Here is a 26,868-nt window from a genome sequence, read left to right as displayed (position 1 = left end):
CTGCGGCTGGATCACCTCCTTAATCGACGACATCAGCTGCTCCATAAGCTCCCACACGAATTGCTTGATTCATTGAAGAAGACGATAGAAGCAGCTTTAAGCTCCAAGCTGATAGCTCAACGCTAACAGTTACGCGCTCGAAATTGGGTCTGTAGCTCAGTTGGTTAGAGCGCACCCCTGATAAGGGTGAGGTCGGCAGTTCGAATCTGCCCAGACCCACCAATTTTGTATGGGGCCATAGCTCAGCTGGGAGAGCGCCTGCCTTGCACGCAGGAGGTCAACGGTTCGATCCCGTTTGGCTCCACCATTAACTGCTTCTGCTGTTAGAGTTTAGAAATGAATATTCCGCTGTGAATATTGATTTCTAGTCTTTGATTAGATCGTTCTTTAAAAATTTGGGTATGTGATAGAAAGATAGACTGGACGTTACTTTCACTGGTAACGGATCAGGCTAAGGTAAAATTTGTGAGTTGCTCGTTATGAGCAAGAATCGAATTTTCGGCGAATGTCGTCTTCACAGTATAACCAGATTGCTTGGGGTTATATGGTCAAGTGAAGAAGCGCATACGGTGGATGCCTTGGCAGTCAGAGGCGATGAAAGACGTGGTAGCCTGCGAAAAGCTTCGGGGAGTCGGCAAACAGACTTTGATCCGGAGATGTCTGAATGGGGGNATGGTCAAGTGAAGAAGCGCATACGGTGGATGCCTTGGCAGTCAGAGGCGATGAAAGACGTGGTAGCCTGCGAAAAGCTTCGGGGAGTCGGCAAACAGACTTTGATCCGGAGATGTCTGAATGGGGGAACCCAGCCATCATAAGATGGTTATCTTAAGCTGAATACATAGGCTTAAGAGGCGAACCAGGGGAACTGAAACATCTAAGTACCCTGAGGAAAAGAAATCAACCGAGATTCCCTTAGTAGTGGCGAGCGAACGGGGACTAGCCCTTAAGTGGCTTTGAGATTAGCGGAACGYTCTGGAAAGTRCGGCCATAGTGGGTGATAGCCCTGTACGCGAAAATCTCTTAGTCATGAAATCGAGTAGGACGGAGCACGAGAAACTTTGTCTGAATATGGGGGGACCATCCTCCAAGGCTAAATACTACTGACTGACCGATAGTGAACTAGTACCGTGAGGGAAAGGCGAAAAGAACCCCGGAGAGGGGAGTGAAATAGATCCTGAAACCGTATGCGTACAAGCAGTGGGAGCCCACTTTGTTGGGTGACTGCGTACCTTTTGTATAATGGGTCAGCGACTTATTTTCAGTGGCGAGCTTAACCGAATAGGGGAGGCGTAGCGAAAGCGAGTCTTAATAGGGCGTCTAGTCGCTGGGAATAGACCCGAAACCGGGCGATCTATCCATGGGCAGGTTGAAGGTTGGGTAACACTAACTGGAGGACCGAACCGACTACCGTTGAAAAGTTAGCGGATGACCTGTGGATCGGAGTGAAAGGCTAATCAAGCTCGGAGATAGCTGGTTCTCCTCGAAAGCTATTTAGGTAGCGCCTCATGTATCACTGTAGGGGGTAGAGCACTGTTTCGGCTAGGGGGTCATCCCGACTTACCAAACCGATGCAAACTCCGAATACCTACAAGTGCCGAGCATGGGAGACACACGGCGGGTGCTAACGTCCGTCGTGAAAAGGGAAACAACCCAGACCGTCAGCTAAGGTCCCAAAGTTATGGTTAAGTGGGAAACGATGTGGGAAGGCTTAGACAGCTAGGAGGTTGGCTTAGAAGCAGCCACCCTTTAAAGAAAGCGTAATAGCTCACTAGTCGAGTCGGCCTGCGCGGAAGATGTAACGGGGCTCAAACCATACACCGAAGCTACGGGTATCACTTAGGTGATGCGGTAGAGGAGCGTTCTGTAAGCCTGTGAAGGTGAGTTGAGAAGCTTGCTGGAGGTATCAGAAGTGCGAATGCTGACATGAGTAACGACAATGGGTGTGAAAAACACCCACGCCGAAAGACCAAGGTTTCCTGCGCAACGTTAATCGACGCAGGGTTAGTCGGTCCCTAAGGCGAGGCTGAAAAGCGTAGTCGATGGAAAACAGGTTAATATTCCTGTACTTCTGGTTATTGCGATGGAGGGACGGAGAAGGCTAGGCCAGCTTGGCGTTGGTTGTCCAAGTTTAAGGTGGTAGGCTGGAATCTTAGGTAAATCCGGGATTCTAAGGCCGAGAGCTGATGACGAGTTACCCTTTGGGTGACGAAGTGGTTGATGCCATGCTTCCAAGAAAAGCTTCTAAGCTTCAGGTAACCAGGAACCGTACCCCAAACCGACACAGGTGGTTGGGTAGAGAATACCAAGGCGCTTGAGAGAACTCGGGTGAAGGAACTAGGCAAAATGGCACCGTAACTTCGGGAGAAGGTGCGCCGGTGAGGGTGAAGCATTTACTGCGTAAGCCCATGCCGGTCGAAGATACCAGGCCGCTGCGACTGTTTATTAAAAACACAGCACTCTGCAAACACGAAAGTGGACGTATAGGGTGTGACGCCTGCCCGGTGCCGGAAGGTTAATTGATGGGGTTAGCTAACGCGAAGCTCTTGATCGAAGCCCCGGTAAACGGCGGCCGTAACTATAACGGTCCTAAGGTAGCGAAATTCCTTGTCGGGTAAGTTCCGACCTGCACGAATGGCGTAACGATGGCGGCGCTGTCTCCACCCGAGACTCAGTGAAATTGAAATCGCTGTGAAGATGCAGTGTATCCGCGGCTAGACGGAAAGACCCCGTGAACCTTTACTATAGCTTTGCACTGGACTTTGAATTTGCTTGTGTAGGATAGGTGGGAGGCTTTGAAGCGTGGACGCCAGTTCGCGTGGAGCCAACCTTGAAATACCACCCTGGCAACTTTGAGGTTCTAACTCAGGTCCGTTATCCGGATCGAGGACAGTGTATGGTGGGTAGTTTGACTGGGGCGGTCTCCTCCTAAAGAGTAACGGAGGAGTACGAAGGTGCGCTCAGACCGGTCGGAAATCGGTCGTAGAGTATAAAGGCAAAAGCGCGCTTGACTGCGAGACAGACACGTCGAGCAGGTACGAAAGTAGGTCTTAGTGATCCGGTGGTTCTGTATGGAAGGGCCATCGCTCAACGGATAAAAGGTACTCCGGGGATAACCGTTTGAGATTTGAGAGGGGCTGCTCCTAGTACGAGAGGACCGGAGTGGACGAACCTCTGGTGTTCCGGTTGTCACGCCAGTGGCATTGCCGGGTAGCTATGTTCGGAATAGATAACCGCTGAAAGCATCTAAGCGGGAAACTAGCCTCAAGATGAGATCTCACTGGGACCTTGAGTCCCCTGAAGGGCCGTCGAAGACTACGACGTTGATAGGTTGGGTGTGTAAGCGCTGTGAGGCGTTGAGCTAACCAATACTAATTGCCCGTGAGGCTTGACCATATAACACCCAAGCAATTTGTTTGCTTCGAGCTGAAAAGCGAAAGAGCACCAGATTGCGGTGTGTGAAGACGAAACAAACCGAAAGTTCGAAAGACTCACAAAACACCGAGATCTATCACATACCCATTCGCTGGAGCGTGAACCGCAAGGTAAACGACCTGGCTACCGAATTTCTTGACGACCATAGAGCATTGGAACCACCTGATCCCATCCCGAACTCAGTAGTGAAACGATGCATCGCCGATGGTAGTGTGGGGTTTCCCCATGTGAGAGTAGGTCATCGTCAAGATTAAATTCCGAAACCCCTATCTGCGCATACAGGTAGGGGTTTTGTTTGTCCTCGAAAAAAGCATCCGGAGACTGGTACGGAGTACCCGCTGGGTTTTGCGCCAGCTGTTGATTGCTCCTTGCCCGTCTTCCCATCGATAATCACGGGCCCTTACCCGCGTGGCGAGATTATGGCCGACTGATTCGCCCCTAAATCTGTAGACACCCGATGTCCGTATATGGACTCCTCCTCATTGCAAGCCCCTTTGCCTTGGCTCCCGTGCCAACTGCACACGTATATTCGGCCTCTAAATACGGCATCGTTTCGATGCAGGGCCATGATGGGCTATTCGCGCGCCGGCTCCCGATCGCTTTTTCGTGCTTTTCGCACTTGGACATTCGAGGGTTTTGCCGACGCCGGTTCGACCGGTTTGCCATCGTTCAGGTTGCTTCGCAATCGTGGTGAAGAGTTGTTTCTCTCGTAGAACACGTCGGGTAAATAGATCAGGCCGCTGCCTGATTCGGTTGGTAATCAGTGCCGTGACGCAGCATCGCCCAAGCCATGCGTGCAGTTTTGTTGGCCAGCGCAATAGCGGCCACATTGGGATGCGATCGCTCGGCTAAGTACCGAAATGAGCCTTCATGTGCTCGCCTACAACCTCAAACGAATGATGAGCATCTTTGGCATCTTGGGATTGCTTAAAGCGATCAGGGCGTGATCATGCCGCTGGATCGTCGGTAAGTGGCTGTTGGGACCGCTGACGCGGCCCCAACAGCCATATGAGCGCCGATGTTGGCCGCACGGACCAATCTTTACTTCCTGCTACCGACTTCGCAGGCAATCCAAAAAATCTCAGCGTTGAACGTATCAAGTGTGTTTTCACACAGCCTGGGTCGTTTTCTGCGCTTTACGGCTGGCAGTAATCGACCCTAAACGGTCATTCATTTCTGTTTCTCTACGTGGCGAGCTAACAGGACCTGCCCATCCCAATCCGCATCTGTCGTTCCTTCGGTCCGAGAAAGGAGCCGCCCACCGTCAAGAACGGCTGCTAGCGTGCTCCGAGGTGCATTCGCATCAGGCTGTGTCGACGTCAACGTGACGAGGGATAGGGGATGATAGAAACGCTCCTCGACAACCGAGCCAATCCACAGCGGTGCAGTTCGCCCGTTTGTGAGCTCGAAATCGACGACCCACAATCGAAGCACGAGGCGCGAACCGGCAGGTGCACCATCGCTATACGGTCGAACGAGAGTCAGACTGGGAAGGCGACCACTGGCAAAAAGCGGAATGACCGGAAGATCGGCAGGGTCGGCCTGGGCGGTAAGCCAATTCAGGGCATTCCACGGTGTCCAGGCCGCCGAGGCGCGCCACTCGTTCCATTGCAGGACATCTTGCAGGTCCTGCAAGCCACCGGCCCACTGGAACGTCAGCGGCTCATTCGTCTCGCCAGTGAGATCGATACGCCGCGCCGGCAGTTGCTGCCAATCCGACGCCCACCAATCGGTGGCGGCCATGGTCGGCGTCCCCACCTTGACGACATAACGACCGCTGTCCGTCGCATGGCTGCGATAGATATTGAAGCCGCCGGCAAGGATAAGTGCCGCACATCCGAGGGCGAGCAGCCCTCCTGACCCAATGCGCTCGGCCTGCCGCCGCAGGTAGAACAGGCTGAGTAGCGCCAGCCACGCGGACCCGAATGCCAGTCCCCCGAGCACGTCGGAAAGCCAATGCGCACCGAGGTAGAGGCGCGAGAATGCAATCAAAAATATCAGGGTGGCTGCGCCAAGAGCGACCGCGAGACGCTGTGCCGGACGGATATCACGCGCAATGAGAAAGGCGAGGAAACCGTATAGCACGACATTGACCGTGCTATGGCCGCTGGGGAAGGAAAAGGCACTCCACCCGGAATAGAGAAGCTCTCCAGGGCGAGTTCGATACAACGCTACTTTGATGACAATGTTGAACACCGAAGCGCCGGCGATTGCCACCAGCCAATAGGCTGCTGTACGCCAGGCGCGTTTCCACATGAGCCATAGCAAGACAGCAATCGTGACCGCCACCACGACCTTGGTGTCACCGAGTTCTGTGATGGCGATCATCACCGCATCGCCTGGCGTTGTGCGTAGATCCTGGAGGGCGCGGTATATCGCGCTGTCTGCGAGCAGCAACGGGTCACCGCTCACGACGTCTTCAAGGACACCGAAGAAAAGCCAGGCTGTACCGACGAGAAGGACAGTCGGTAGTGCGAGAGCCCGCGCTTCGGGCCGTGAAGGATCGAGCAAGCTGGTGAGTCGCCGGCTCAACCAGGTGTCGTGGGTGCCGGCCCAGCCCCTTAGTCGCTCCACTCTGACGATGAGGTAGGGGATGCCGTGACGCAACGTCCAGTGCACGATTTGCAGGACCGCCCAGCCCGCCGCGACCAGAACGACCAGCAAAATCGCGAGCGGCTTTGCGGCCGCACCGAGAATGCTGAACGTCGCGCCGACGAGCACACCGGGCAGGATATGCGACGGAGCCCAGGCGAGCGCCGACGCGACATTGACGGCATAGAACCGACTGACCGCCATTCCCAGCATGCCGGCGAGGAGCGGAACGAAGGCGCGGACGCCCGGAGTGAAGCGCGCTAGAAAGACACTCTTGTCGCCGTGACGGGTGAAAAAGGCTTCGCTGCGCTGAATCAGTTCGGGGTGCCGGTTCAGCGGCCAGAGGCCAAGAATCTCGCGGTGGTATCGGTGCCCGAGCCAGAACGAAAGACCATCACCAGCGATGGCGCCTGACGTGGCGGCGAGCAGCAATGGCCAGAGCACTAATACACCGCTGGGCACCAAAGTGCTGAGCGCGAGGATCACGGCTGTGCCGGGAACGACGACACCGATGATCGGGATTGACTCGGAAAGTGCCAGGAGAAACACCGCCAGATAGGCGACATGCGGGTGCGCCGTCAGGAACTCGATGATCGATGAGACCAAGGACGTCATATTTCGCGGGCTGCCTATAGAATATCAGTGATGAGGCGATCGACGCGCGTGTCTGCAATTCCCGGCTGCACAATCAGTTTCCGCAACAGACTAAGCATAGCCACTCATTTGCTATCGCTCCATCCACCGGCTGCTTTTGGCCCAGAGTGTGTAAAAACGCGTCGCCAAAATTGAAGTGTGCGCATCTACGTTAAATCTGAAATTTATCGGCACATCAGCAGATGTGGATTTTGCGTAGACGCGCGATTTCCAGTCTGGTTTTGAGTACCTGTCGCGCTGAAAAACGTTTTTACACAGCCTGGGCCGATCGCTGCCTGTCGCAAGGGGCTTCAATCGACCCAAAGCAACCCTTGATGTATGTTTGTTGTCGCCAAATGTTATTGGTATTCATGGAGGATTCTGACTGATGGCACGTGTGGGATTGATACTGACACCCGGTTTTGCGGACTGGGAATATGCTTTCATTGCTGGAACTGCGTCCCCGTTTTACGGGATCGACGTCAGGTTTTTCGCTTCTGCTACGGGTCAGTTCCGCTCGCAGGGTGGATTGGCTGTAACTGTCGATAGCAGTTTGCAACAATGCCTGGACTGGAAACCGGACGTTGTTGTCGTCATTGGAGGAATGGTCTGGGAAAGTGCAGAAGCACCGGATATTCGAGGCTTTCTTCATGCTAGTCGTTCAAATGGAGCGACAATTGCCGGTATCTGTGGGGGAACGCTGGCACTTGCTAGGGCCGGGCTTCTCGACACGGTTCCTCATACCTCGAACAGCGCTGACTTCTTAAAACAGAATGCCGTAGGTTATGAAGGGCGCACGCTTTATCGAAACAGTCCGGTAGCTGTGGTTGCAGACCGCATCATAACTGCTCCAGGCCCTGCACCCGTTAGCTTCACCTGCGCAGTGTTCGAAGGTGCCGGGCTATCTTCAGAGATCATTTGTCAGTTCAGGTCAATGTTGGCAGCGGAACATCGGTGACCGCTTCGCCCTACAAAACAGCTGATCCAGGTGATGTGTTCGAGTGGCCGCTCATGGCCGATTGTCGCCTGTCACAATCCTCTGAATCCAGCACCCCAGATCAAAAGCTGGAACTACCGCACATGATCAAGTAATAAAAAAACCCGCGTCAACGCGGGTTTTTTTTGGGTTGAAATTCGGTCACTGGCCTTTGGAGGTATCAAACCCACGCTGCTCAATCACCCGAAAAACATCGCTCACATCCTGGACCATGATCCTGGCGATGTTGGTGACGGTGTTGATGTCGTTTTCGGCGTAGTCGGGGAGGCTGGTGCAGGCCATGAGGTTGAGGTATTTGAGGACGGCGCTGAGGCGTTCGCTGACGCAGTTGTGGAGTTCGCGGAGTGGGGCGTCGCTGTCGATGAGTAGGACGGGGTAGTCGGTGGCGAATTGGGACATGGGGGTGAAGCGGCGGGGCGGATTGTTCATAGGCATAAGGTTGAACTCTTCAAAGGAAAATGAAGCGCCACCTTTCTGCTGCGAAACAAATGGGTGGCAGCTATGTGCGGGTTCGCAGACCGGAGAAGAGACGAAACCGGCAGATCCGAGGATCTCCCACACACAGCCGCCATAAAACGTAACTGCGGCAAAGTTTGCCACAGTTGTCATTTAGCGGTGTGTCGTCTTCTTCAGGGCTGCGAAACCCTATCGCTAACTGCGGTCAGCGACGGGTCGAATATAGGCGTCGATTTTGGTGGCTGCAAACGGGGGTGTAGGACGTAAATTCGGGTTTTGTGGTTGATGGCGGAACCTGTATTCGGCTGAGAAGCAGTCGGGAATCAGAGGTTGTTTAGTGTCAGGTGGACCTTGTGTGGCGGGTTTGCGGCTGCTGCGCAGCCGAACGCAGGCTTCGCCAGCTGCTACAGGGGCTGGGTGTTGTTTAACTGATCGGCAGGGTTTGGGTCGGCTTCGCCGCTCAGCGGGAGCAAGCTCCCTCGCCACAGAGGGTGGTTTCCTACAAGATTTTCGGATCGGAAGGTTAGAAGATTTTGGCTTTCGGTGGCTTTTACGCTGATCGAATGCCTGGAAACAACAAAGCCCCGAATCTTTGGGGCTTTGTTGATTGAGTTTGCGCACTTCCCAAATTCTTACCGCAGAGCCTCCGACATCATTGTCCAGCCTGCGGCGAATGCGGGTTGTGTTCGGTGTGTTTCGGCCCAGCCAATGCCCATGCCACCACCCCAATCAGCGGCACGAACACGATCACCACTATCCACAAGAGTTTGTTGCTCGATTTGCCTTCGGCTTTGCGCACTCTGTTGATTGCCCATAACTCGATGAGCAAAAGAATTGCTGTGAGTACGATCCAGATCGTTTCAGTTTGCATGAGTCACCCTCCTGATAGTCATTCAGTTAGGTGAGCGGGTGTGGGCGGGGTTCATTAAATTTCGGGGTTTTGTGGGATGGCGGGCAAAGCGAAAACGGGTTTGCTCGCGAGAGGTGTGACAGTCGACATGGAGGTTGACTGTCAGAGACTCTTCGCGAGCAGGCTCGCTCCCACAGGGGATTTGGGGGTTAGTTAGATTGAGTTGGCGAGTTTGCCGGTTGAGAGGCGGCGTTTGTAGGCGGTGTCGCGGTTGGCTAGCCAGTAGTAGAGCGGCGAGGTGATGAGCAGGCCGACTAGCCAGGACAGGTCCGCGCCGTTGATGTGTTCGGAGATGGGGCCGACGTAGAGTGGCGTGTTCATGAAGGGGATTTGCACCACGATGCCAATCGCGTAGGCCAACAGCGCCTGCGGGTTGTACCGGCCATAGATCCCGCCATCGACCTTGAAGATCGAACCGATGTCGTACTGACCTTTGTGAATCGCATAGAAGTCGATCAGGTTGATCGCGGTCCACGGCACCAGTACCACGAGCAGCACCAGCACCATGTCGACGAAGTGGCCGATGAAGTTGGCGGAGGCGCCGACGGCGGCGAAGCAGCAGGCGGCGAGGACGATGATCGAGAGGACGGCGCGGCTTTTGGCGGTGGGGATCCAGCGGTAGGCGAAGGTTTGGATCAGGGTAATGAGCGACAGTACGGCGCCGTAGAGGTTGAGGGCGTTGTGGCTGATGACGCTGAGCAGGAACAGCACGAGCATCAATAGGCCGATGGAACCGGTGGCGAGTTTGACGGCGTCCATGGTGTCCATGCCCACGGGTGTGGCGAGGACGGCGACGGCGCCGAAGATGAACGAGAGGCTGGAGCCGAGCACGGTGCCCAGGTAAGTGGTCCAGAACGTTGCGGCCACGGGCACGTTGGCGGGCAGGTAGCGCGAGTAGTCGGAGACGTAGGGCGCGAAGGCGATCTGCCAGAGCGCGGCCAGGGAAACGGTGGCGAGCCAGCCGGAGATGTTGAAGCTGCCGCGGGTGAGGAAGTCGGCGGTCTGCACGTGGGTGAAGATGTAGCCGAAGCCCAGCACGATGCCGGCGCCGAGCACCCAGGTGCCGATGCGGTTGAGCACGTGGATGAAGCGGTAGCCGATGATGCCGATGATGCCGGAACCGAGGGCGCCGATGACGATGCCGACGGGCACCGGCACGCTGTCGACCACGCCGTGCAGGGATTTGCCGGCGAGGACGATGTTGGAGGCGAAGAAGCCGATGTACATGATGCCGGCGATCAGCACCACCAGCAGTGCGCCGAGGGAGCCGAACTGGGCGCGGCTCTGGATCATTTGCGGGATGCCCATCTGCGGGCCTTGCGCCGAGTGCAGGGCCATCAGTACGCCGCCGACCAGATGGCCGACGAGGATGGCGACGATGCCCCACACCAGGTTCAGGTGGAACATTTGCACGCCGAGGGCGCCGGTGACGATGGGCAACGGCGCGATGTTGCCGCCGAACCAGAGCGTGAACAGGTCGCGGGTTTTTCCGTGGCGATCTTCGGGCGGCACGTAGCCGATGGTGTGTTTTTCGATGAGCGGGGCGGAGGTTGTTGCTGCGGTAACCATGACGGACTCCAAGGCAATTTGAGTACGTGGACGTACTTCGGTGAGCGCCGCGCGGAGGCGACGCTTTTCTTGTTGGAGTTGATGATGTGCGGTGGGGAGTGAGAGATAAATTAGTAAGTTTGTGGGTATAGACGCTAAAAAATGTATGTCGTGTGGGGAGGGTGTGATTGCTGGTTTTACGGCGTCCGCGCGGGCGCAGACGGGGTTGAATACCAGTCGTTGGATGGGCACAAAACCTGTGGGAGCGAGCCTGCTCGCGAAAGCGGTGGGTCAGCTGCATTGATATTGGCTGACATGGCCTCATCGCGAGCAGGCTCGCTCCCACAGGGGTTTTTGGGTGTTCTGGATCTTTGTGATTCAGCTGATCGATAGCAGCATTCGTTGCAGCATGGCGTCGCAGGCGGTGAGTTGTTCGAGGCTGACGAATTCGTCCGGTTTATGGCCTTGGTCCATGCTGCCGGGGCCGCAGACGACGGTGGGAATTCCAGCGGCGTCGAATAGGCCTCCCTCGGTTCCGAAGGCTACGGTGCCGAACTCTCGGGAGCCGCAGAACGCAGCAATCAACTCAGCCGCTTCGCTGTGCGCATCGGTCGCCAGTCCGGGATACGCCGACAACTCGCTAAATCGAATCTCGCTCTGTTCACTCACCGCACGCATGCGCGGCAATACCTGCTGTTCGGCGTAGGCCTTAAGCTCCTGCGCAACGTGGCTTGGATCATGCGAGGGCAGGGCGCGGATTTCAAAGTCGAAGCGGCAATCGGCGGGGACGATGTTCAAGGCCTTGCCGCCGGAAATCACGCCGGTTTGCACCGTGCTGAAGGGCGGATCGAATCGCGTGTCGTGGTGCTCGGGCGCTTTGAGTCGGTTGCCGATCCGTCCCAGTTCACCGATCAGTTCGGCGGCGTATTCAATGGCGTTGACCCCGAGTGGGGCGTACGCCGAATGGCAGGCTTCGCCGTGAATGTCGCAGCGCATCGCCAGTTTGCCTTTATGGCCCAGCACCGGTTTGAGTTCGGTCGGTTCACCAATGATGCAGAGCATCGGTTTGACCGGGCGCTTTTCCAATTCCGACAGCAACGAACGCACACCGAGGCAACCGACTTCCTCATCGTAGGACAGCGCAATGTGTACCGGCAGGCGCAGCGTGGCCTTTACCAGTGACGGAACCAGGGCCAGTACGCAGGCGATGTAGCCTTTCATATCCGCCGTGCCGCGACCGTACAGCTTGCCGTCGCGCTCGGTGAGTTCGAACGGCGCAACGGTCCACGGCTGGCCGTCGACGGGCACCACGTCGGTGTGCCCCGACAGCACGATGCCCGGCCGGTCCGCCGGGCCAATTGTTGCGAACAGGTTGGCCTTGCTGCGCTGCTCGTTGTAGACCAGCTCGCAAGGCACGTCGAAGCGTTCGAGGTAGTCGCGGACGAACTCGATAAGGTGCAGGTTTGATTCGCGGCTCGTGGTGTCGAAGGCCACCAACGTTTTCAGCAAATCGAGGCTGTTGCTCATCGGTCGTCTCCGGCGACACCGTAGCCGGGGGATTTGTCAGGGGCCAGGGCGCGGTCGATGTAGTCCTGGACCTGTGGGCGATAGGCGTCCCAGAGTTTCTCAAGCTGGCCGATCGGGTCGTGATCCGCCCAATCCACCCGCAGGTTGATGATCGGCCAAGTCAATTCGCCGACCACCACCACCGCCGCCGAATGCACCGGCCCGGCTTCGCCGCCCGCGGCGATGGCCGCTTTCATGGCCGCGAGCAGGCGGTCGGTCAGTTGGCCTTCACCATGCTCGAACGCCTCGACCATGGCCTCGATCACTGATCGGTCCGCCAGCATGTTGCCGGCAGCCACGCATTGATCGCCGGACACGGCGTTGTGATTGCCCAGGGTTTGCGCACCGCTGAAATGCGCGGTGCGGCCGAGGTGGTCAATCGCTGTTATCTGGCGATATTGGCTGTAGCCGTTGCGGGTCAGGACTTTGTCCAACGCCTCGGCCGGTGCAAGGCCTTGTTCCATGAGGGCGAGGGTTTCCGGGCCGAGCGATGGCAGGGTGATGTTTTGCGTAGAAACGGCGCCGACACCCGGCAGCAGCCAGGGGCAGCGGGCGCCGACGGCGATGCTTGAGGAACTGATCGCAATGCCGAACTGACCGGTTTCGGGGCAACGGGCGGCGATGGAGAAGGTCATGGTTTTGCTCCTTGTATTGCCTTGGCAAAAGGGTCGTCTGTGCGGGCGCCTTCGCGAGCAAGCTCGCTCCCACAGGAGATCTTCAGTGGCCACAGTTTTGTGTACGACGCAGATCAAATGTGGGAGCGAGCTTGCTCGCGATGGCCGTGACTCGGTCTACTCAGGAATCACCGCAATCACATCAATCTCCATCAACCACTGCGGCTGCCCCAACGCCGCCACCACCAACCCGGTCGAGATCGGGAACACCCCTTTGAGCCACTTGCCCACTTCCTGATACACCGGCTCGCGGTAACGCGGGTCGATCAGGTAGGTGGTGGTTTTCACGATGTGGCTGAGGTCGCTGCCGGCTTCTTCCAGCAACTGTTTGACGTTGCGCATGGCTTGCTCGGTTTGCGCTCGCGGGTCGCCGAGACCCACCAGGTTGCCTTCGAAATCGGTGCCGACCTGACCGCGAACGTAAACGGTGTTGCCGGCCCGGACGGCTTGGCAAAGGTCATTGTCCAGGCTCTGGTTCGGGTAGGTTTCTTTGGTGTTGAACATGCGAATACGGGTATGGGTTGGCGTGGACATTTGAAGCTCCTGAAGAAAAATGGCTCAAGCACTGACAGTGGTTTTATGGGCGGCCGGGACAGTTTCAGCCTCGCGTTGCGCGGCGTCGTGGTAGTCGAGGTAGGAACGCTGGATGGCGATGTGATCAGCCACGTACTTGGCGTCATGCCAAACGCCCCAGATGAACGAAGACCCACGGCGGGACTGCCACGGCAGGCCGAGGAAATACACGCCCGGCTCGCTCGACACGCCGCGCTGATGCGCCGGCTTGCCGTTGTCGTCGAAGGCATCAACCTTGAGCCAGCTGTAATCCGTGGCAAAACCGGTGGCCCAGATGATCGAGGTCACGCCGGCCTTGACCAGGTCGAGCTCAAGGATCGGGTGAGTCACGCATTCCGGATCGGAAAAGGTAATGCGCGCTTCAGGTTCTTCCGGCAGGTCCAGGCCATTGCGCTCGATGTAGGCATCGGCGGCATTGAGCAGCGCCAGATAGTTCTCGTCGCCGCGCGCCAGGTTCTCGGCAAGGTTCGGTTGAAAAGTCGCTACGCCGCCGCTGAACGATTGGGTCAAACCCACCAGCGTCATGCCGCGATGGGCCAGCCCGCGGAAGTCCACGGTGCGGCCGCCGTGTGCACCGCTCACCGCGATGGTGACGTGTTCCCGACCGGGTTTCATGGCGACCTGATCCCATTCACCCAGCACACCCAACCACCAGCAGAAATCACGGTTGCGATAGGCGCGAGGAGGGCGGTCGTGGGCGCCGACCGAGAGATAAACCTTCTTGCCGGCCCGCTGCAGTTCATCAGCGATTTGCACGCCCGACGAACCGGCGCCGACGACCAGCACTGCACCCTCGGGCAACTGCGCCGGGTTGCGGTATTCGGCCGAGTGGATTTGGGTGAATGGCTGATCTTTCGGTGCAATCGGCGGGATAACCGGACGCTGGAAAGGCCCGGTGGCGGCCACCACGCGGTTGGCCTCGATCACGCCTTCAGAGGTTTCAATGGTGAAGCCCGGGCGACCGACATTGCGCTCAACCTTCAGCACGTCCACGCCGGTGCGGATCGGGGCGTTGAATTTCCTGGCGTAGGCTTCGAAGTAGTCGGCGACGCGTTCTTTCGGGGCAAAGTCGTCGGGGCTGAGATCGTCGAAATCGAGGCCGGGAAAACGGTCGTGCCAGGCCGGACCGTTGGCCACCAGCGAATCCCAGCGCCCGGTGCGCCAGCGCTCGGCGATACGGTTGCGCTCCAGCACCAGGTGCGGCACGCCGAGTTTGCTCAAGTGTTCACTCATGGCCACGCCAGCCTGACCGGCGCCAACAATCAGCGTATCTGTTTTTATTTTTTCAGTGGTCATCTCTATACCCTTCGAAGTTGGATTTAGGTCGGTAACGGCCTGCCATTTCTTGGGGTCAAGACTAGGGATCACCCTGGTATCGGTAAAATATTATTAAGCTGGCATTTGAGTATAAATAACTGATGCAGAGCGTTTGGTTCGGTGGCTCTCCCTTTAAACGCTAGGCGCTGGCATCGGCTTCATGCTCATCGGCGAAGGCCATGAGCACCTCCAGATCGAGTACATCCAGCTTGATTCGGGAAATAAACGCGGAGAACGCCAGGTTAGCGGCGAGCAGACGCAGGTCGCAGGCCCAGGCCGGGACATGGAGCGGCCCCTGTAGCCAGCCGGACTCGAAGAGCGGGGCCAGGCGAACGGTATCGCCCAGACTGAGGCGCCCGGCGAACAAATGGCCCACCAGTTCTGGCCGGTTGTCGCGGATCGCGATGCGCAACAGGGTATGCACGCCGAGCAAACCGGTCAGGTAGGCGGCATCCTTGGTGAACGCCGAACCGCCGCGCAGGTCGGCGCCGCGGAACACCCGCTGGGTCGAGCGGAAGGACTCTTCTTGCGACTGACCCGCCGCCAGAAAACCTTCGAATACCTGGATGAAGTCAGCACCCTCCAGCGCCTGCTGGACCGCGAGCACGCGCAGGGCGAGGCGGCGCAGGCGGTTGATGTCCATGCTGCCGGTGAACAGCTCGGCCAGGGTGGCGATGCCCTCCTGAGTCTGGGTCGTGCGTGGCGCCCCCAGGCCCAGGCTTTTCAGGTTAGGTTGGAGTGCGCCGTTTTGTGCGGTGGCGACATGCACGAAGGCCTCATGCTGCAACAGCTGGTTCTTGTCCAGTTCCGAGAACAGGGCGCTGGCGCGCAGGCGGATGCGACTGGCCCCGGCGATGGCCTTGGCGGCCAGGGTCGGGTCGAGCACGACGGTGATCCGGCCCGGTCCGAAGAAGCGGTCGAGTTCCGGCTGCATCCAGGCGGCGAAGGCCTCGGCCGGGATGTTGGCCGGGCTCGGTGGAATCCGCGCACCGCCCAGAAGGGCGTCGGTGGTCTTGAGGAAGAATTGGGCCGCGTCCAGCATGCTCAGTTTCAGGCGTGTGTAGTAGAAGTCCGGGCGCCGGTACAGCGCTGACGAATACTGTGTAAAGGCGGGTGTGCCGATGGCACCGAGCATGTGTCCGGCCGTGGCATAGCTGCGCGCCGTCATGGCGAGGTGGCGCCCGGCCGGATGGCCCTCATCGCAGCGGCCGATAAAGGCTTCGAGGGCGGCGATGTCGGCGCTGTGGTCGCGCGGGCGCAACTCGACCTTGGGCAGTTCTGCCTGCCCGGCACGCCAACGTGTCAGGAATACTTCCTCGACCCCATCCGGCCAGGACAGGGCCTCCAGCACGCGGATCTTGCGGGCCAGGCCAGGCAGGGCGGCATCGAGTTCGGACAGGGGCGCGGCGCTCACAGAGATCTCCTTGGGAAACAAGGTTCAATGGCAAAAGTTTAGTCGTTGTCGATACGTCGCGTTGTGACAGGCGAAGTCTGAACTAAGCTTTTCTGTGCACTTCTGGATGCAGTGTCTTGGCCATCCAGGCACGGCTGAAAATGAGGACCACGCTGACGCAGCCGTGGCGAGGATGAGCGCATGCAAAGCACTGGAGAGCAAAAGCGGGCCCGTGTACTTGATCCGGTCGACCGTGTCACGGAGGTCATCTTCGGCCTGCTCATGGCAATGACCTTCACTGGGACGATCAGCGTGGCGACGTCTGGCCAGGAGGCGGAACGGACGATGATGATCGCTGCGCTGGGGTGCAACCTCGCCTGGGGCCTCGCGGACGCCGTGATGTACTTGCTGCGAACCCTGATCGAGCGCACGCGCAACCGTACGCTTCGCACCAACCTGCGCGATGCGACCGATGCAGCCGCCGGGCAAGCGCTCATTGCCGAGGCGTTACCCCCGCGTCTCGCCGCAGCGGCCGGCCCTGAAGAGCTGGAATCGTTGCGTCGCCGCCTGGTCGAGTATTCATCCATGCCGGTACCGCCGCGCCTCGGTTGGGATGATTTCAGGGGCGCTGTCGGCGTTTTTCTGTTGGTAGTGCTCTCGACATTCCCGCTTGTCGTGCCGTTTCTATTGCTCGACCAGACGGCGCTCGCCGTACGGCTGTCTAACCTGGTCGGACTCGGAGTGCTGTTCATCGCCGGTTGGATGCTCTCGAAGTACGCCGGCGCAAAACCGTGGCAAGGCGGTCTTGCAATGGCAGTCACCGGCGCTGTACTGATCACCGCGATCATCGCGCTCGGCGGATGAGCCGATAGCAACCCTACGCTGTTTATTGGTGAGGTCTCGATCATGGCAAAGGACAAGAAAAAAGCCCTTAAGCGTAAATCTGCTGAAAGCCCAAAACTGAAAAACAAGGATTATCTTGAGCAACTGCGCGGCCTGCACGTCGAACTGGTCAAGTTGCAGGAGTGGGTAAAAGCCAAGGGCATCAAGGTCTGCATCGTCTTCGAGGGGCGCGATGGCGCTGGCAAGGGCGGGACGATCAAGGCGCTCACCGAACGCGTCAGCCCGCGTGTCTTTCGGGTGATAGCGCTACCGGCGCCGACTGATCGAGAAAAAAGCCAGATGTATGTGCAGCGTTACCTGCCGCACCTGCCCGCCGCCGGCGAAGTGGTGATCTTCGATCGCAGTTGGTACAACCGGGCGGGTGTCGAGCGCGTGATGGGGTTCTGCACCAAAGAGCAGGTTACCGGCTTCCTGAGGGCCATCCCCCTTGTAGAGCGCGCGATCGTCGATTCGGGCGTTATCCTGCTCAAATATTGGCTGGAAGTCAGCGAAGAGGAGCAGACCCGCCGGCTTCAGGCACGTATCAAGGATGGACGCAAAATCTGGAAACTGACCCCCATGGATCTCAAGTCATACAGCCGCTGGTATGACTATTCACGCGCGCGTGACGACATGTTCAAGGCGAGCGACACCGAACATGCCCCGTGGCTGGTGGCCAACTCGAACGACAAGCGGCGGGCGCGTCTTAACATCATCACCGATTTGCTCAGCCGCATCCCGTACAAGAAGGTCGCACATGAGAAGGTGATCTTGCCCAAACGGCAGAAACCAGGCGGCTATCGCGACCCGGATTATCCGCACCAGCGAGTGCCCGAAAAATTCTGACGGGCGCGTGTAAGCGAATCTGCCCTGTACACCTTTAGGCCACAGCTCTATGAGCGATTCGGATTCTTCGCCTCCCGTCCCCGAAGCGGGCCGGATTGCACGCCGCAATACCGGCGACGAAACCGGTTTGGGCCGCTGGCTTCCCGGGCTTCGCACGCTGCGCGGGTACCAGGTTGCCTGGTTGCGTCACGACATCCTGGCCGGGCTGGTGCTCACCACGATGTTGGTGCCCGTCGGCATCGCCTACGCCGTGGCATCGGGTGTACCCGGCATCTATGGCCTCTACGCGACCATCGTTCCGCTACTCGCTTACGCATTGTTCGGGCCTAGCCGGATTCTGGTGCTGGGCCCGGATTCCTCACTGGCCGCCGTTATCCTGGCTGTCGTCCTGCCCCTGTCGGGCGGCGACCCGCATCGCGCCGTCGCCCTGGCGGGCATGATGGCGATCGTTTCAGGCACCGTGTGCATCCTGGCCGGCATCATGCGTTTGGGTTTCATTACCGAGTTGTTGTCCAAACCGATCCGCTACGGGTACATGAACGGCATTGCGCTGACCGTATTGATCAGCCAATTACCCAAGGTTTTCGGTTTTTCGATTCAGTCCGATGGCCCGCTGAGAAACATATGGGCCATCGCCACCGCGGTGATGGAAGGAAAGACCAACTGGACCGCGTTCATGATCGGCGCTGCCACCTTGGTCGTGATCCTGCTGCTCAAGGACTACAAGCGCGTGCCGAGCATCTTGATCGCGGTGGTCGGCGCGACTGTCGCCGTCGGTGTGCTGGACCTTGGCTCGCGCGCCGGGGTGTCGGTCCTGGGCTCTCTTCCGCAAGGTTTACCGGCGTTCGCCATCCCTTGGCTCTCCCGCGCCGATATTGTCCCCGTGCTCATCGGCGGTTGCGCCGTCGCCCTGGTGTCGTTCGCCGACACCAGCGTGCTCTCGCGTGTCTATGCCGCGCGGACCCGTACCTATGTCGATCCGAACCAGGAGATGGCAGGGCTCGGTTTTGCCAATCTGGCGGCTGGATTTTTCCAGGGTTTTCCCATCAGCAGCAGTTCTTCACGTACCCCCGTGGCTGAAGCCGCAGGCGCCAAAACCCAGTTGACCGGCGTTGTCGGCGCGTTGGCTGTTGCCCTGCTGCTGATGGTGGCGCCGAACCTGTTGCAGAATTTGCCCAACAGCGCATTGGCAGCGGTGGTCATCGCGTCGGCCATCGGCCTGTTTGAAGTGGCCGACCTGCGACGCATTTATCGCATCCAGCGCTGGGAGTTCTGGTTGTCGATCGTCTGCACCGTCGGTGTGGCCGTGTTCGGTGCGATCGAGGGCATCGGGCTGGCCATCGTGATCGCCGTCATCGAATTTCTGTGGGATGGCTGGCGGCCGTATTCCGCGGTACTGGGGCGAGTCGATGGCATCAAGGGTTACCACGACATCCAGCGCTATCCCGACGCGCACCTTATACCCGGCCTGGTGCTGTTTCGCTGGGATGCACCGTTGTTTTTCGCCAACGCCGAACTGTTCAATGAGCGAGTGATCGACGCAGTGGCGACATCGCCTACGCCCGTGCGCTGGTTGGTCGTTGCGGCAGAACCGGTCACCAGTGTGGACGTGACCTCTGCCGACGTGTTGGCTGAACTGGACGACACCTTGCACGCGGCGGGCATCAAGTTGTGCGTGGCCGAGATGAAGGACCCGGTGAAGGACAAGCTGAAGCGATTCGGGCTTTTCGCACGGTTTGGCGAAACAGCGTTCTTTCCAACCATCGACGATGCCGTCGACAGCTACCTCGTGATCCATCCGGTGGACAGGGCGCGCTGAGTGGCATTGGCGTCATTCAGCGACGGTCTTTCTCAGCGTTGTCCAGATACGCAAATCTCCCCTTAGAGCTTAGGTGAACGCTTGGGGTTTTCTACCTTCAAGGTGCCCGAAAGGTTTTGACAGCATGGCCGGCCGACGTATCTACGGGATTGAAAAGGCGCTCTTGTTGGATATAGATTCACTGGAAGCCAGGATGATACGAACAGCCATAACCACCCCGACGAGAACGGTAGCAAGACCTGACGCTTCCAGAGGTGTTGGCAGCCGGCTATGAAACAACAAGCCGAGTAGTGTGGCGAACAGCGATTCAAGGGATATGAGTTGCCCGCAAAGCACCATGGGAAGACGACGGGACGCTGCGTTCCACGCCCAGGCCCCGACGAGTGAAGACATCACCGCAATAACGAGGCCCCAGAGGTACAAATGTCCTGCAAGGGAAACACCGAAACCCAAGGTTGGCAGCTTGAGAAGGTCGAGCGCCTGCACCACCGGTAACAAGCACAAAGTGCCCATTCCGGCGCCCGCCATCATGAGGCCTGTCCAGAGACCTGACGCATTGGCCGGGAGTTTTCCCAGGGCTCTCTGATTCAGCAAGCTGAATGCGAGCCACAAGACAACGGCGCTGATTGAAAAAACCAACCCCATCAGCCACGACTCGTCGCCTGCCATGGGTTGATTGATACTGCTGATGTTCGACAGCAAAAGCCCACCCGTCAAAAACGTCAGCGGTATCGTCAGTCTGCGCCATGGAAGCGTTTTTTTCGCGGCGTTGCTGAGCAGTGCCAGCAAGACCGGCACCATGCCGATAAACGCTGGAGTCAGTACGGGTCCGCCAAAAATGACACCTGCGGCAATACAGGTGCTGTACCCGAGGTATCCGATCACCCCCAGACCTGCGGCGAGAAACTGCTGATCGCGACGCAGGAACCGTAGCTGGCCGCGACAGAGCACGACGACACCCACACCCAGCACGCCGGCGATCAGAAACCGGACGGCCATCAAGTCGTAGATGCTGTAGGCGCCAGTGACGTAGGGCGCCACGAAGTTCAGGGCCCAGCTCAGGGTCGCGACCACGGCAAGGGTCACTCCGGTGATGATGTTTGAGTGAGCAGTGGTCATCAGGCGTATCCGCGAGGTATTCAGCTCATGTTGCACAGCCTCAGAGGTATGCTACAAACGAGTTCTCGGTCTTGGATGCATAACCTCTGATTATGAATACGCTTGGGAAGTCATTGCCGCCGCTTTCCAGTTTGCTGCCCTTTGAAGCGGCTGCTCGACTGGAAAGTTTTTCAAGGGCCGCCGATGAATTGCACATCACGCAAGCGGCGATTAGCCGCCAGATCCGCGGGCTCGAAGATAACCTGGGACTGAAGCTTTTTTGCCGCCGCAACCGCGCAGTCTTCCTGACGGAGGAGGGGCGTGAGCTAGGGCGCGTGGTGAGTGCCGCGTTGCAAAGTATCAGCGACAATGCCGTCGCCCTTCGTCAATCGCCTCGCAAAAACCGTGTCGTTTTACTGTGCCAGTTGTGCGAAGCGTTCTATTGGTTAATGCCGCGCCTTTCGACGTTCCACCAGCTACACCCGGAAATCGAGATTCAGGTCGCGACATCCACCAGACCGTTGACTGAATTCAATGACCATTTCGACGTGGCCTTACAAAGCACCGGACGCCCCAGCGGCTTGCATGTTTTGGCGTTCACCGCCGCCGATGAAGTGTTTCCAGTGTGCAGTCCCCATTACCTGACTGCCCGACAGTCACTCGGGATTAGCGATCTTCGCCTCCACACGCTTTTACACCATCGCGCCACGCCGCCTCACTTGATGGAATGGGATACCTGGCTGCAGGCGTTTGGGCAGACATTGGAGGGTTATCCTCAGGGCTCCGTGTTTGATAGTTACCCCTTAATGCTCCAGGCCGCCGTTGAAGGGCATGGCATTGCAATGGGGTGGCGCCGAACCGCCGGCAGGCTTATTGATAGCGGTGCGCTGGTGAGACCTTGCGCAGAAAGTGTCCCTCTACCCGATGCGATATCAGTTTTTAGACAGCGGGGCGGGGAAGACCGGACTGAGGTGAGCGCGTTGATTGAATGGCTTGCAGAGGAATTAAGTAGTGAAAGCTGACAGCTCGATTCCGCTATTTTTGACGCTGGGTAAAGGACGTCCTCACGCGCCTGCCGACGCAGCGGGCGAGTGAGATTTGCGAGTTGCTACTGCACAGATGGACGCGCAATTATCAAAAAATCCTTAACTGCTACGCGACCAGCTCGACGTAGCTCGACTCCCCGCCTCCCGTCGCGCCCGACAACCAACCCCATACGAAGGTCAGAGTGGTACGTCCTGCGTGATCGACGCCTACCGTGCCACGCGACCAGCCGGCAAGCATCTCGCCATCCGTAGTTAAACACTGATAAAGAAGCTCAATGGTATCGGGGCCTGTCGCGCGCCCGACTTGATTACCCATGCGGATCCGGCCGCCTTGGTAAGTGCCCGAAATGGCATTTTCCTCGACATGGTAATGAAACACTGTGTCTGTACCGGATAGCCCGTGGGCGTTGTCCGCTACCGTAAATCGGCGATTGTTCAAACGCTCGCTGATTTGAGAAAAGGGAATTTCCATAAATGTCGCGTCCTTTAGTCGAGATGTTCCATTCCAGTCTTCGATTATTGGGATGGAATGAGAAAGACTAAATCTGTATCAACTATGTCAATACCCGCCTGTGAAAGCAGCGTTGTAACCTGACCACGGTGATGGGTTTGATGGTTGAAAAAATGCATGACCAGGCTGTAAAAATCCTTATCGGACACTACCCCTTTCATGCTGGCGTAATGGAGAGTGTGGTCTAGATCGGACTCTGCAATAGAGTGAGCCCATTCGACGATTATCTGATCGAGTCTCTCTCGATGCACTGAGAGCTCTGGAATAGTAGAGAACAACAACTGGTCGAGGCTTTCCGGATCGCAAAGTTGCCTCACCGGCTCCAGTGCCGAGTGGTCCGCTGGATGCTTGGCGAATCGCTTTAGCCACACAGTGTCTCCGATCGCCACGTGGTTTAGCGTCCCAAGAATAGACTTGAAGAACGCTTTCCTATCGGCTGAGAGCTCATCATCGGACAAGCACCGGGTTGCCCCATAGATCTTTGCGTTCATCCATTTGTTATAGGTCGCCATCAGGCAAATGTGGTCGGTGCGGCTCATGTGTTCATCCTTTGAGTATGTGTTCGCACACTCCATGCGAGGCCGGGATGGTATCGCCTCCAATGCGGAGCAGCTACTGAAGTCGGCAGACCAGGGGCTCGGGCGCTGAATGCGCTGCTAAAATGCACGGACCCATTCCGATTCTGGAGAACCAAGATGATCAGCAAAAACACGATTTGTCTGTGGTACGACGGCACCGCGTTGGACGCTGCGACGTTCTACGCCGAGACGTTTCCCGATAGCGCTGTGGGCGCTGTCCTTCGCGCGCCTGGCGACTATCCGGCAGGCAAGCAGGGCGATGTCTTGACGGTCGAGTTCACGGTGATGGGCATCCCTTGCCTCGGACTGAACGGGGGCTCGTCAATCAAGCACAACCAGGCTTTTTCGTTCCAGGTTGCAACCGACGACCAAGCCGAAACGGATCGCTTGTGGAACGCGATTGTCGGAAATGGCGGCCAGGAAAATGTATGCGGCTGGTGTCAGGACAAGTGGGGGTTGTCATGGCAGATCACACCACGCGTTCTGACCGCCGCGATAACCAATCCTGATCAAGCAGCGGCCAAGCGCGCGTTCGACGCCATGATGGAAATGGGAAAGATCGACATCGCTGGGATTGAAGCGGCAGTTAAGGGTTAGCTGACGCTGCTTGGGGCACCGTCCAGGTCAAGTCGGGGAAAGAGTCGATCATCGAACTGGCTCAAGCGTGGGTATTCAATCGGCTTGTCTTCATTGATGTTCTCCAGCCGTCGGCAATAGCTGACCAGGAATGCCTGTCGAGCTTCAGCACTGATGTACGGGACATGCCAGCCGACAAAAGGCTTCAGCACCTCCAGCCCGACATAGGCCAGCGTCCCGCGCAGAAGCGGGCGAAGCATGTCCTCCAACGGACCATGGATGGCGCCCTCGCCGAACATGTGTTCACGTCCGCCCAGCGTCACGGTCACCAGTGCTTTCTTGCCGCTGAGGCCGCCTTGATCATAGAAGCGTTTGCCGCCGTAGCAGATGCCGGACACCAATACGCGATCAATCCAGCCCTTGAGGATGGCCGGTGTCGAGAACCAGTAAATCGGGAAGTTGAGAATCAGCAAGTCCGCCCACAACAGTTTGTCCAGCTCTTGCTGTATATCGGCGGCGAGCGTTTGCTCTTTGCTGCTTCGTCGCTGCTCAAGCGCGTAGACCAGGTACTCAGGGTTTTCTCTGGCCGCGAAATCATCGGCACTGGCCACCGGGTTCCAATTCATCTCGTACAGGTCGGATACCCGGACCTGATGTCCCTGGCATTGCAACGTCTCAACCGCTTGGTCGCGCAGCGCTGCGGTGAAGGATTTTGGCTCGGGGTGGGCATGCACGATTAACACGTTCATGGAGATTCCTTGAAGTTTGGGCGACGGGATTCAGCGTGAAGAGTCCCGCAGCCTGTCAGTGGTGTGCGCAGGTCAAAAGTAAGTCGGCCACGTACGCATTTCATGGCGCCCGATACCGTTATTGATTCCGCGCCGCTGAGCCGCCAGTGCCTCGACGAGAAAGCGCCGGGTTTCTCCCGGTGCAATCACCTCGTGGGTGCCCATCGCACCGGCCAGGGCAAAGGCCGACGTGTCTTTTGAGAATTCAGCGTGTAGTTGGGCATAGCGCTCGGGGTCGGACTCGCGGGTCACGTCATGCACGACGCTGACCGCAACGCCGGGGTCGACGAAACTGACGTCGGCCATGCACCAGGCGGCCGACTGGTCGCTGTTGCGGCCACCGCCGAAATTCAGATAGGCCTGACCGAAACTCTTGCGCACGATCACCGAGAGCTTCGGCACAGAGCACAGTTGTACGGCGTGGATCATGTTCATGATGTGTGCCGGTGCGCTGCGTTTTTCGCCTTCGATGCCCACGAGGAAGCCGGGCGTATCGACCAGAAATACCAGCGGGATGTTGAACGAGTCGCACATTGCGATGAAACCGGTGGCCTTGCGGCAGGCGTCGGCGTCCAGCGCTCCGCCCTTGTATTGCGGGTTGGAGGCGACGATGCCGATGCTGGCGCCTTCAAGGCGGGCGAGGGCGGTGACCACCGAGCGACCGAAGCGGTCCTTGAGTGGAAACAGACTGTCGCGATCAACCAGCGTGGCGAGAAGCTTGCGCATGTCGTAGGTCTTGGTGCGCTCGACCGGGACGATGTTTTCAGGTCCAGAGGAATCCGGACGGTCTTCAGGCCCACAGGGCAACACGGCTGGCGTCTCATTCGAATGAGAGGGCAGGTAACTGAGGAAACGCCGGATAGCGGTCAGTGCTTCCTGATCATTGTTGACGACCATGTCGGCCAACCCGGTGATCTCGGCGTGCATGCGCCAGCCACCGAGTTCTTCGGTATCGGATGATTCACCGATCGCCACTGAGGTGACCTTGGGGCTGGAGACGGCGAGCAATGCACCTTTGCGCATCACCGTGAAGTCAGACAGGCACGAGTACCAACTCGCCGAACCAAAACAGGCGCCGAGTACCGCGCTGACCCAAGGGGTTTCGCGGCGTCGGCAATATTGTTGGGCATCCTGACCTCCACCGGCCATGCTGCCCGCACCCATCGCGTCCTGCATGCGCTGGCCGGATGATTCGCCGAGGAAAATCAGCGGCATGCCGTTGCGGGTGGCGCACTCCTTCATGTAAGCGATCTTGCGCGCATTGATCCATGAGGACGACGCGCCTTTCACTGTCATGTCGTTGGACACGACGGCTACCCGGCGAGAGTCGATGCGGCCAAAACCGGTGATCTTGGCGTCGGCGGGTGTGCTGTCCCGATCTTCGGGGCGGGAAGAGTGGGCCAGCATGCCGATTTCGCTGAACGACTCGGCGTCCAGCAGGCCGGCCAGGCGTTCCCGTGCGTTGAGCACGCCGGCGTCGCGGCGTGCCTGAAGCTTGGCTTCACCGCCCATTTTCAGGGTGCTTGCGCGGCGCGAGTGCAGTTCTTGTTCGGGTGAGGTGTGTTCGCGAGTCATTGGTAAGTCTCATTGGGAACGATGACGGCACGTCCGACGATTTCGCCGCGACGCATTTTGCTCAGGACTTGCGGTACTTCATCCAGCGGATGGCGGTTCAGGTGGATCGGTAGTCGGCCGGTGGACGCCAGCGCGATGAGCTCGATCAACTCGGACTTGCTGCCACCAAACGTGGTGCTGATCATCGCGCCATAGGGCAGTGAGCCATTGCGTAGCGCGAAGGCACCGCGCCCGCGCCCAACCACCACGATATGCCCGAGCGGGCGAATCACACCGGCAGCAAGGCGCAGGGTGTCGCCGCTGCCGACAAAATCCAGAACCGCATCGACCTGGCCGATACGCTTGACGAATGCCTTGGGTGTTAATCCGGTGGCATCCAGGACCTGTTCCGCCCCCTGTCCGACGGCAAGTCCCAAGGCCTCGACGCGTGTATCGATGGCAATGACGCGGGCAGCCGTGATCGCGCCAAGCGCGGCGACAGCGATATGCCCCAGTCCACCGACACCGATAACCAGTACGCTGCTGCCTGGTTGCAGTATTGGCGCGACGCGCTTGACCGCGTGGTAGGAGCTGAGTCCGGCGTCGGTCAGCGGCGCGGCCTTCCAGGGTTCGAGATTGCCAATATCGACCAGGCAGTCCTCGTGGACCACGACGTATTCGGCCAGCCCGCCGTCATACCCGCCACCGTAGATGCGCCGCGAGGTGGCGCAATAGTTGTTCCAACCGTCAAGGCAAGCGCGACAATGACCACAGCCGGGAATGCTCACGGCGCACGCCTGACCAGCCGCCCAGCAGGTGACGCCCGGCCCGAGCGCGTCGATCCAGCCGGCGATCTCATGGCCCAGGGTCATCGGCAGCTGCACATCCAGGTGCGGCGGGGAGCAGCACAGGTCATCAAGCGCATGCAGATCCGACTGACAGAGGCCATTACCCCCGACTCGCAGGCGCACTTCACCAGGGCCGGGAACTGGCACAGGCACTTCGCAAAGGCGGCCGCCGTCGTGCCAGTCGAACATCCGAAAAGCTTGCATGGTTGGAGTAGGGGTTGCCGTAATCAT

The 26,868-nt window shown here is 58.3% G+C and carries 21 protein-coding genes, 2 tRNA genes, 2 rRNA genes and 1 pseudogene; 10 read left to right on the top strand and 16 right to left on the bottom strand.

Annotated features, from left to right (window positions below; all coding sequences use genetic code 11):
* Positions 1-145 precede the first annotated feature (145 nt).
* The 4 genes from EAH74_RS14625 to rrf all read left to right on the top strand — a co-directional run bounded on the left by EAH74_RS14625 (position 146) and on the right by rrf (position 3,682).
* Positions 146-222 (top strand) — tRNA-Ile (locus EAH74_RS14625).
* A 9-nt stretch (positions 223-231) separates the two neighbouring features.
* Positions 232-307, top strand: a tRNA-Ala gene (locus EAH74_RS14620).
* 367 nt (positions 308-674) lie between these two features.
* Positions 675-3,393, top strand: a 23S ribosomal RNA gene (locus EAH74_RS14615).
* A gap of 173 nt (positions 3,394-3,566) precedes the next feature.
* A 5S ribosomal RNA gene (rrf, locus tag EAH74_RS14610) occupies positions 3,567-3,682 on the top strand.
* 482 nt (positions 3,683-4,164) lie between these two features.
* On the opposite strand, the pseudogene EAH74_RS33350 reads toward rrf, so the two are convergent.
* A pseudogene (locus tag EAH74_RS33350) lies at positions 4,165-4,284 on the bottom strand (IS110 family transposase); the annotation flags it as partial.
* A 318-nt stretch (positions 4,285-4,602) separates the two neighbouring features.
* Entirely contained in the window at positions 4,603-6,639 is a 2,037-nt protein-coding gene (locus EAH74_RS14595; RefSeq protein WP_140679418.1) for a bifunctional DedA family/phosphatase PAP2 family protein, read from the bottom strand.
* 406 nt (positions 6,640-7,045) lie between these two features.
* On the opposite strand from EAH74_RS14595, the gene EAH74_RS14590 reads away from it, so the two are divergent.
* Entirely contained in the window at positions 7,046-7,615 is a 570-nt protein-coding gene (locus tag EAH74_RS14590) for a DJ-1/PfpI family protein (RefSeq protein WP_140679416.1), read from the top strand.
* A 180-nt stretch (positions 7,616-7,795) separates the two neighbouring features.
* Here the strand turns inward: EAH74_RS14590 and EAH74_RS14585 are convergent, their stop codons facing one another.
* The 8 genes from EAH74_RS14585 to EAH74_RS14550 form a co-directional block, all read right to left on the bottom strand.
* Positions 7,796-8,089 (bottom strand): fructose-bisphosphate aldolase, encoded by a 294-nt coding sequence (locus EAH74_RS14585; RefSeq protein WP_140679449.1) that lies wholly within the window; start codon positions 8,087-8,089, stop codon positions 7,796-7,798.
* A gap of 673 nt (positions 8,090-8,762) precedes the next feature.
* Entirely contained in the window at positions 8,763-8,981 is a 219-nt protein-coding gene (locus tag EAH74_RS14580; RefSeq protein ID WP_140679414.1) for a PLD nuclease N-terminal domain-containing protein, read from the bottom strand.
* Positions 8,982-9,173: 192 nt separating this feature from the next.
* Complete coding sequence (locus EAH74_RS14575; RefSeq protein ID WP_140679412.1) at positions 9,174-10,589, bottom strand: purine-cytosine permease family protein; 1,416 nt, start codon at positions 10,587-10,589, stop codon at positions 9,174-9,176.
* A 357-nt stretch (positions 10,590-10,946) separates the two neighbouring features.
* Positions 10,947-12,095 (bottom strand): acetylornithine deacetylase, encoded by a 1,149-nt coding sequence (gene argE / locus EAH74_RS14570; protein ID WP_140679410.1) that lies wholly within the window; start codon positions 12,093-12,095, stop codon positions 10,947-10,949.
* Positions 12,092-12,769: a DUF1028 domain-containing protein gene (locus EAH74_RS14565; protein ID WP_140679408.1), complete on the bottom strand. Its 678-nt coding sequence runs from the start codon at positions 12,767-12,769 to the stop codon at positions 12,092-12,094. The genes argE and EAH74_RS14565 overlap by 4 nt, the downstream gene beginning before the upstream one ends.
* A 156-nt stretch (positions 12,770-12,925) precedes the next feature.
* On the bottom strand, positions 12,926-13,342 hold the full coding sequence (locus EAH74_RS14560) for a RidA family protein (RefSeq protein WP_140679406.1): 417 nt from the start codon (positions 13,340-13,342) through the stop codon (positions 12,926-12,928).
* A 24-nt stretch (positions 13,343-13,366) separates the two neighbouring features.
* Positions 13,367-14,677 (bottom strand): flavin-containing monooxygenase, encoded by a 1,311-nt coding sequence (locus tag EAH74_RS14555; RefSeq protein WP_140679405.1) that lies wholly within the window; start codon positions 14,675-14,677, stop codon positions 13,367-13,369.
* A 160-nt stretch (positions 14,678-14,837) separates the two neighbouring features.
* Positions 14,838-16,112, bottom strand: a complete 1,275-nt coding sequence (locus tag EAH74_RS14550; protein ID WP_140679403.1) for a flavohemoglobin expression-modulating QEGLA motif protein — start codon at positions 16,110-16,112, stop codon at positions 14,838-14,840.
* A gap of 180 nt (positions 16,113-16,292) precedes the next feature.
* Between EAH74_RS14550 and EAH74_RS14545 the strand changes: the two genes are divergently transcribed.
* Genes EAH74_RS14545 through EAH74_RS14535 form a run of 3 tightly spaced genes read left to right on the top strand, consistent with a single transcriptional unit; the run spans position 16,293 to position 19,638 of the window.
* Positions 16,293-16,955, top strand: a complete 663-nt coding sequence (locus tag EAH74_RS14545) for a hypothetical protein (RefSeq protein WP_140679401.1) — start codon at positions 16,293-16,295, stop codon at positions 16,953-16,955.
* 42 nt (positions 16,956-16,997) lie between these two features.
* Entirely contained in the window at positions 16,998-17,819 is an 822-nt protein-coding gene (gene ppk2, locus EAH74_RS14540; protein WP_140679399.1) for a polyphosphate kinase 2, read from the top strand.
* 49 nt (positions 17,820-17,868) lie between these two features.
* Complete coding sequence (locus tag EAH74_RS14535) at positions 17,869-19,638, top strand: SulP family inorganic anion transporter (protein ID WP_140679397.1); 1,770 nt, start codon at positions 17,869-17,871, stop codon at positions 19,636-19,638.
* A 141-nt stretch (positions 19,639-19,779) separates the two neighbouring features.
* On the opposite strand, the gene EAH74_RS14530 is transcribed toward EAH74_RS14535, so the two are convergent.
* Complete coding sequence (locus EAH74_RS14530; RefSeq protein WP_140679396.1) at positions 19,780-20,757, bottom strand: DMT family transporter; 978 nt, start codon at positions 20,755-20,757, stop codon at positions 19,780-19,782.
* 92 nt (positions 20,758-20,849) lie between these two features.
* On the opposite strand from EAH74_RS14530, the gene EAH74_RS14525 reads away from it, so the two are divergent.
* Positions 20,850-21,758 (top strand): LysR substrate-binding domain-containing protein, encoded by a 909-nt coding sequence (locus EAH74_RS14525; RefSeq protein ID WP_140679395.1) that lies wholly within the window; start codon positions 20,850-20,852, stop codon positions 21,756-21,758.
* Positions 21,759-21,888: 130 nt separating this feature from the next.
* Here the strand turns inward: EAH74_RS14525 and EAH74_RS14520 are convergent, their stop codons facing one another.
* Both EAH74_RS14520 and EAH74_RS14515 read right to left on the bottom strand, forming a co-directional pair.
* A complete protein-coding gene (locus tag EAH74_RS14520) occupies positions 21,889-22,254 on the bottom strand; it encodes a hypothetical protein (protein WP_140679393.1) in 366 nt (121 codons plus the stop codon).
* A gap of 44 nt (positions 22,255-22,298) precedes the next feature.
* A complete protein-coding gene (locus EAH74_RS14515; protein WP_140679392.1) occupies positions 22,299-22,832 on the bottom strand; it encodes a DinB family protein in 534 nt (177 codons plus the stop codon).
* Between the two features lie 156 nt (positions 22,833-22,988).
* On the opposite strand from EAH74_RS14515, the gene EAH74_RS14510 reads away from it, so the two are divergent.
* The gene (locus tag EAH74_RS14510) at positions 22,989-23,468 is read left to right on the top strand and encodes a VOC family protein (RefSeq protein WP_140679391.1); all 480 of its coding nucleotides are present in this window, start codon (positions 22,989-22,991) and stop codon (positions 23,466-23,468) included.
* Here EAH74_RS14510 and EAH74_RS14505 read toward each other — a convergent pair.
* The 3 genes from EAH74_RS14505 to EAH74_RS14495 all read right to left on the bottom strand — a co-directional run bounded on the left by EAH74_RS14505 (position 23,465) and on the right by EAH74_RS14495 (position 26,868).
* Positions 23,465-24,196: an NAD(P)H-dependent oxidoreductase gene (locus tag EAH74_RS14505; protein WP_140679389.1), complete on the bottom strand. Its 732-nt coding sequence runs from the start codon at positions 24,194-24,196 to the stop codon at positions 23,465-23,467. The genes EAH74_RS14510 and EAH74_RS14505 overlap by 4 nt on opposite strands.
* A 72-nt stretch (positions 24,197-24,268) precedes the next feature.
* Complete coding sequence (locus tag EAH74_RS14500; RefSeq protein WP_140679388.1) at positions 24,269-25,810, bottom strand: acyl-CoA carboxylase subunit beta; 1,542 nt, start codon at positions 25,808-25,810, stop codon at positions 24,269-24,271.
* Entirely contained in the window at positions 25,807-26,868 is a 1,062-nt protein-coding gene (locus EAH74_RS14495) for an alcohol dehydrogenase catalytic domain-containing protein (RefSeq protein WP_140679387.1), read from the bottom strand. Before EAH74_RS14495 ends, EAH74_RS14500 begins: the two co-directional genes overlap by 4 nt.

Origin of the sequence: Pseudomonas mandelii, assembly GCF_006438925.1 — a bacterium.
GTDB lineage: Bacteria > Pseudomonadota > Gammaproteobacteria > Pseudomonadales > Pseudomonadaceae > Aquipseudomonas > Aquipseudomonas mandelii_C.
This window is presented reverse-complemented; position numbering and strand designations above follow the sequence as displayed.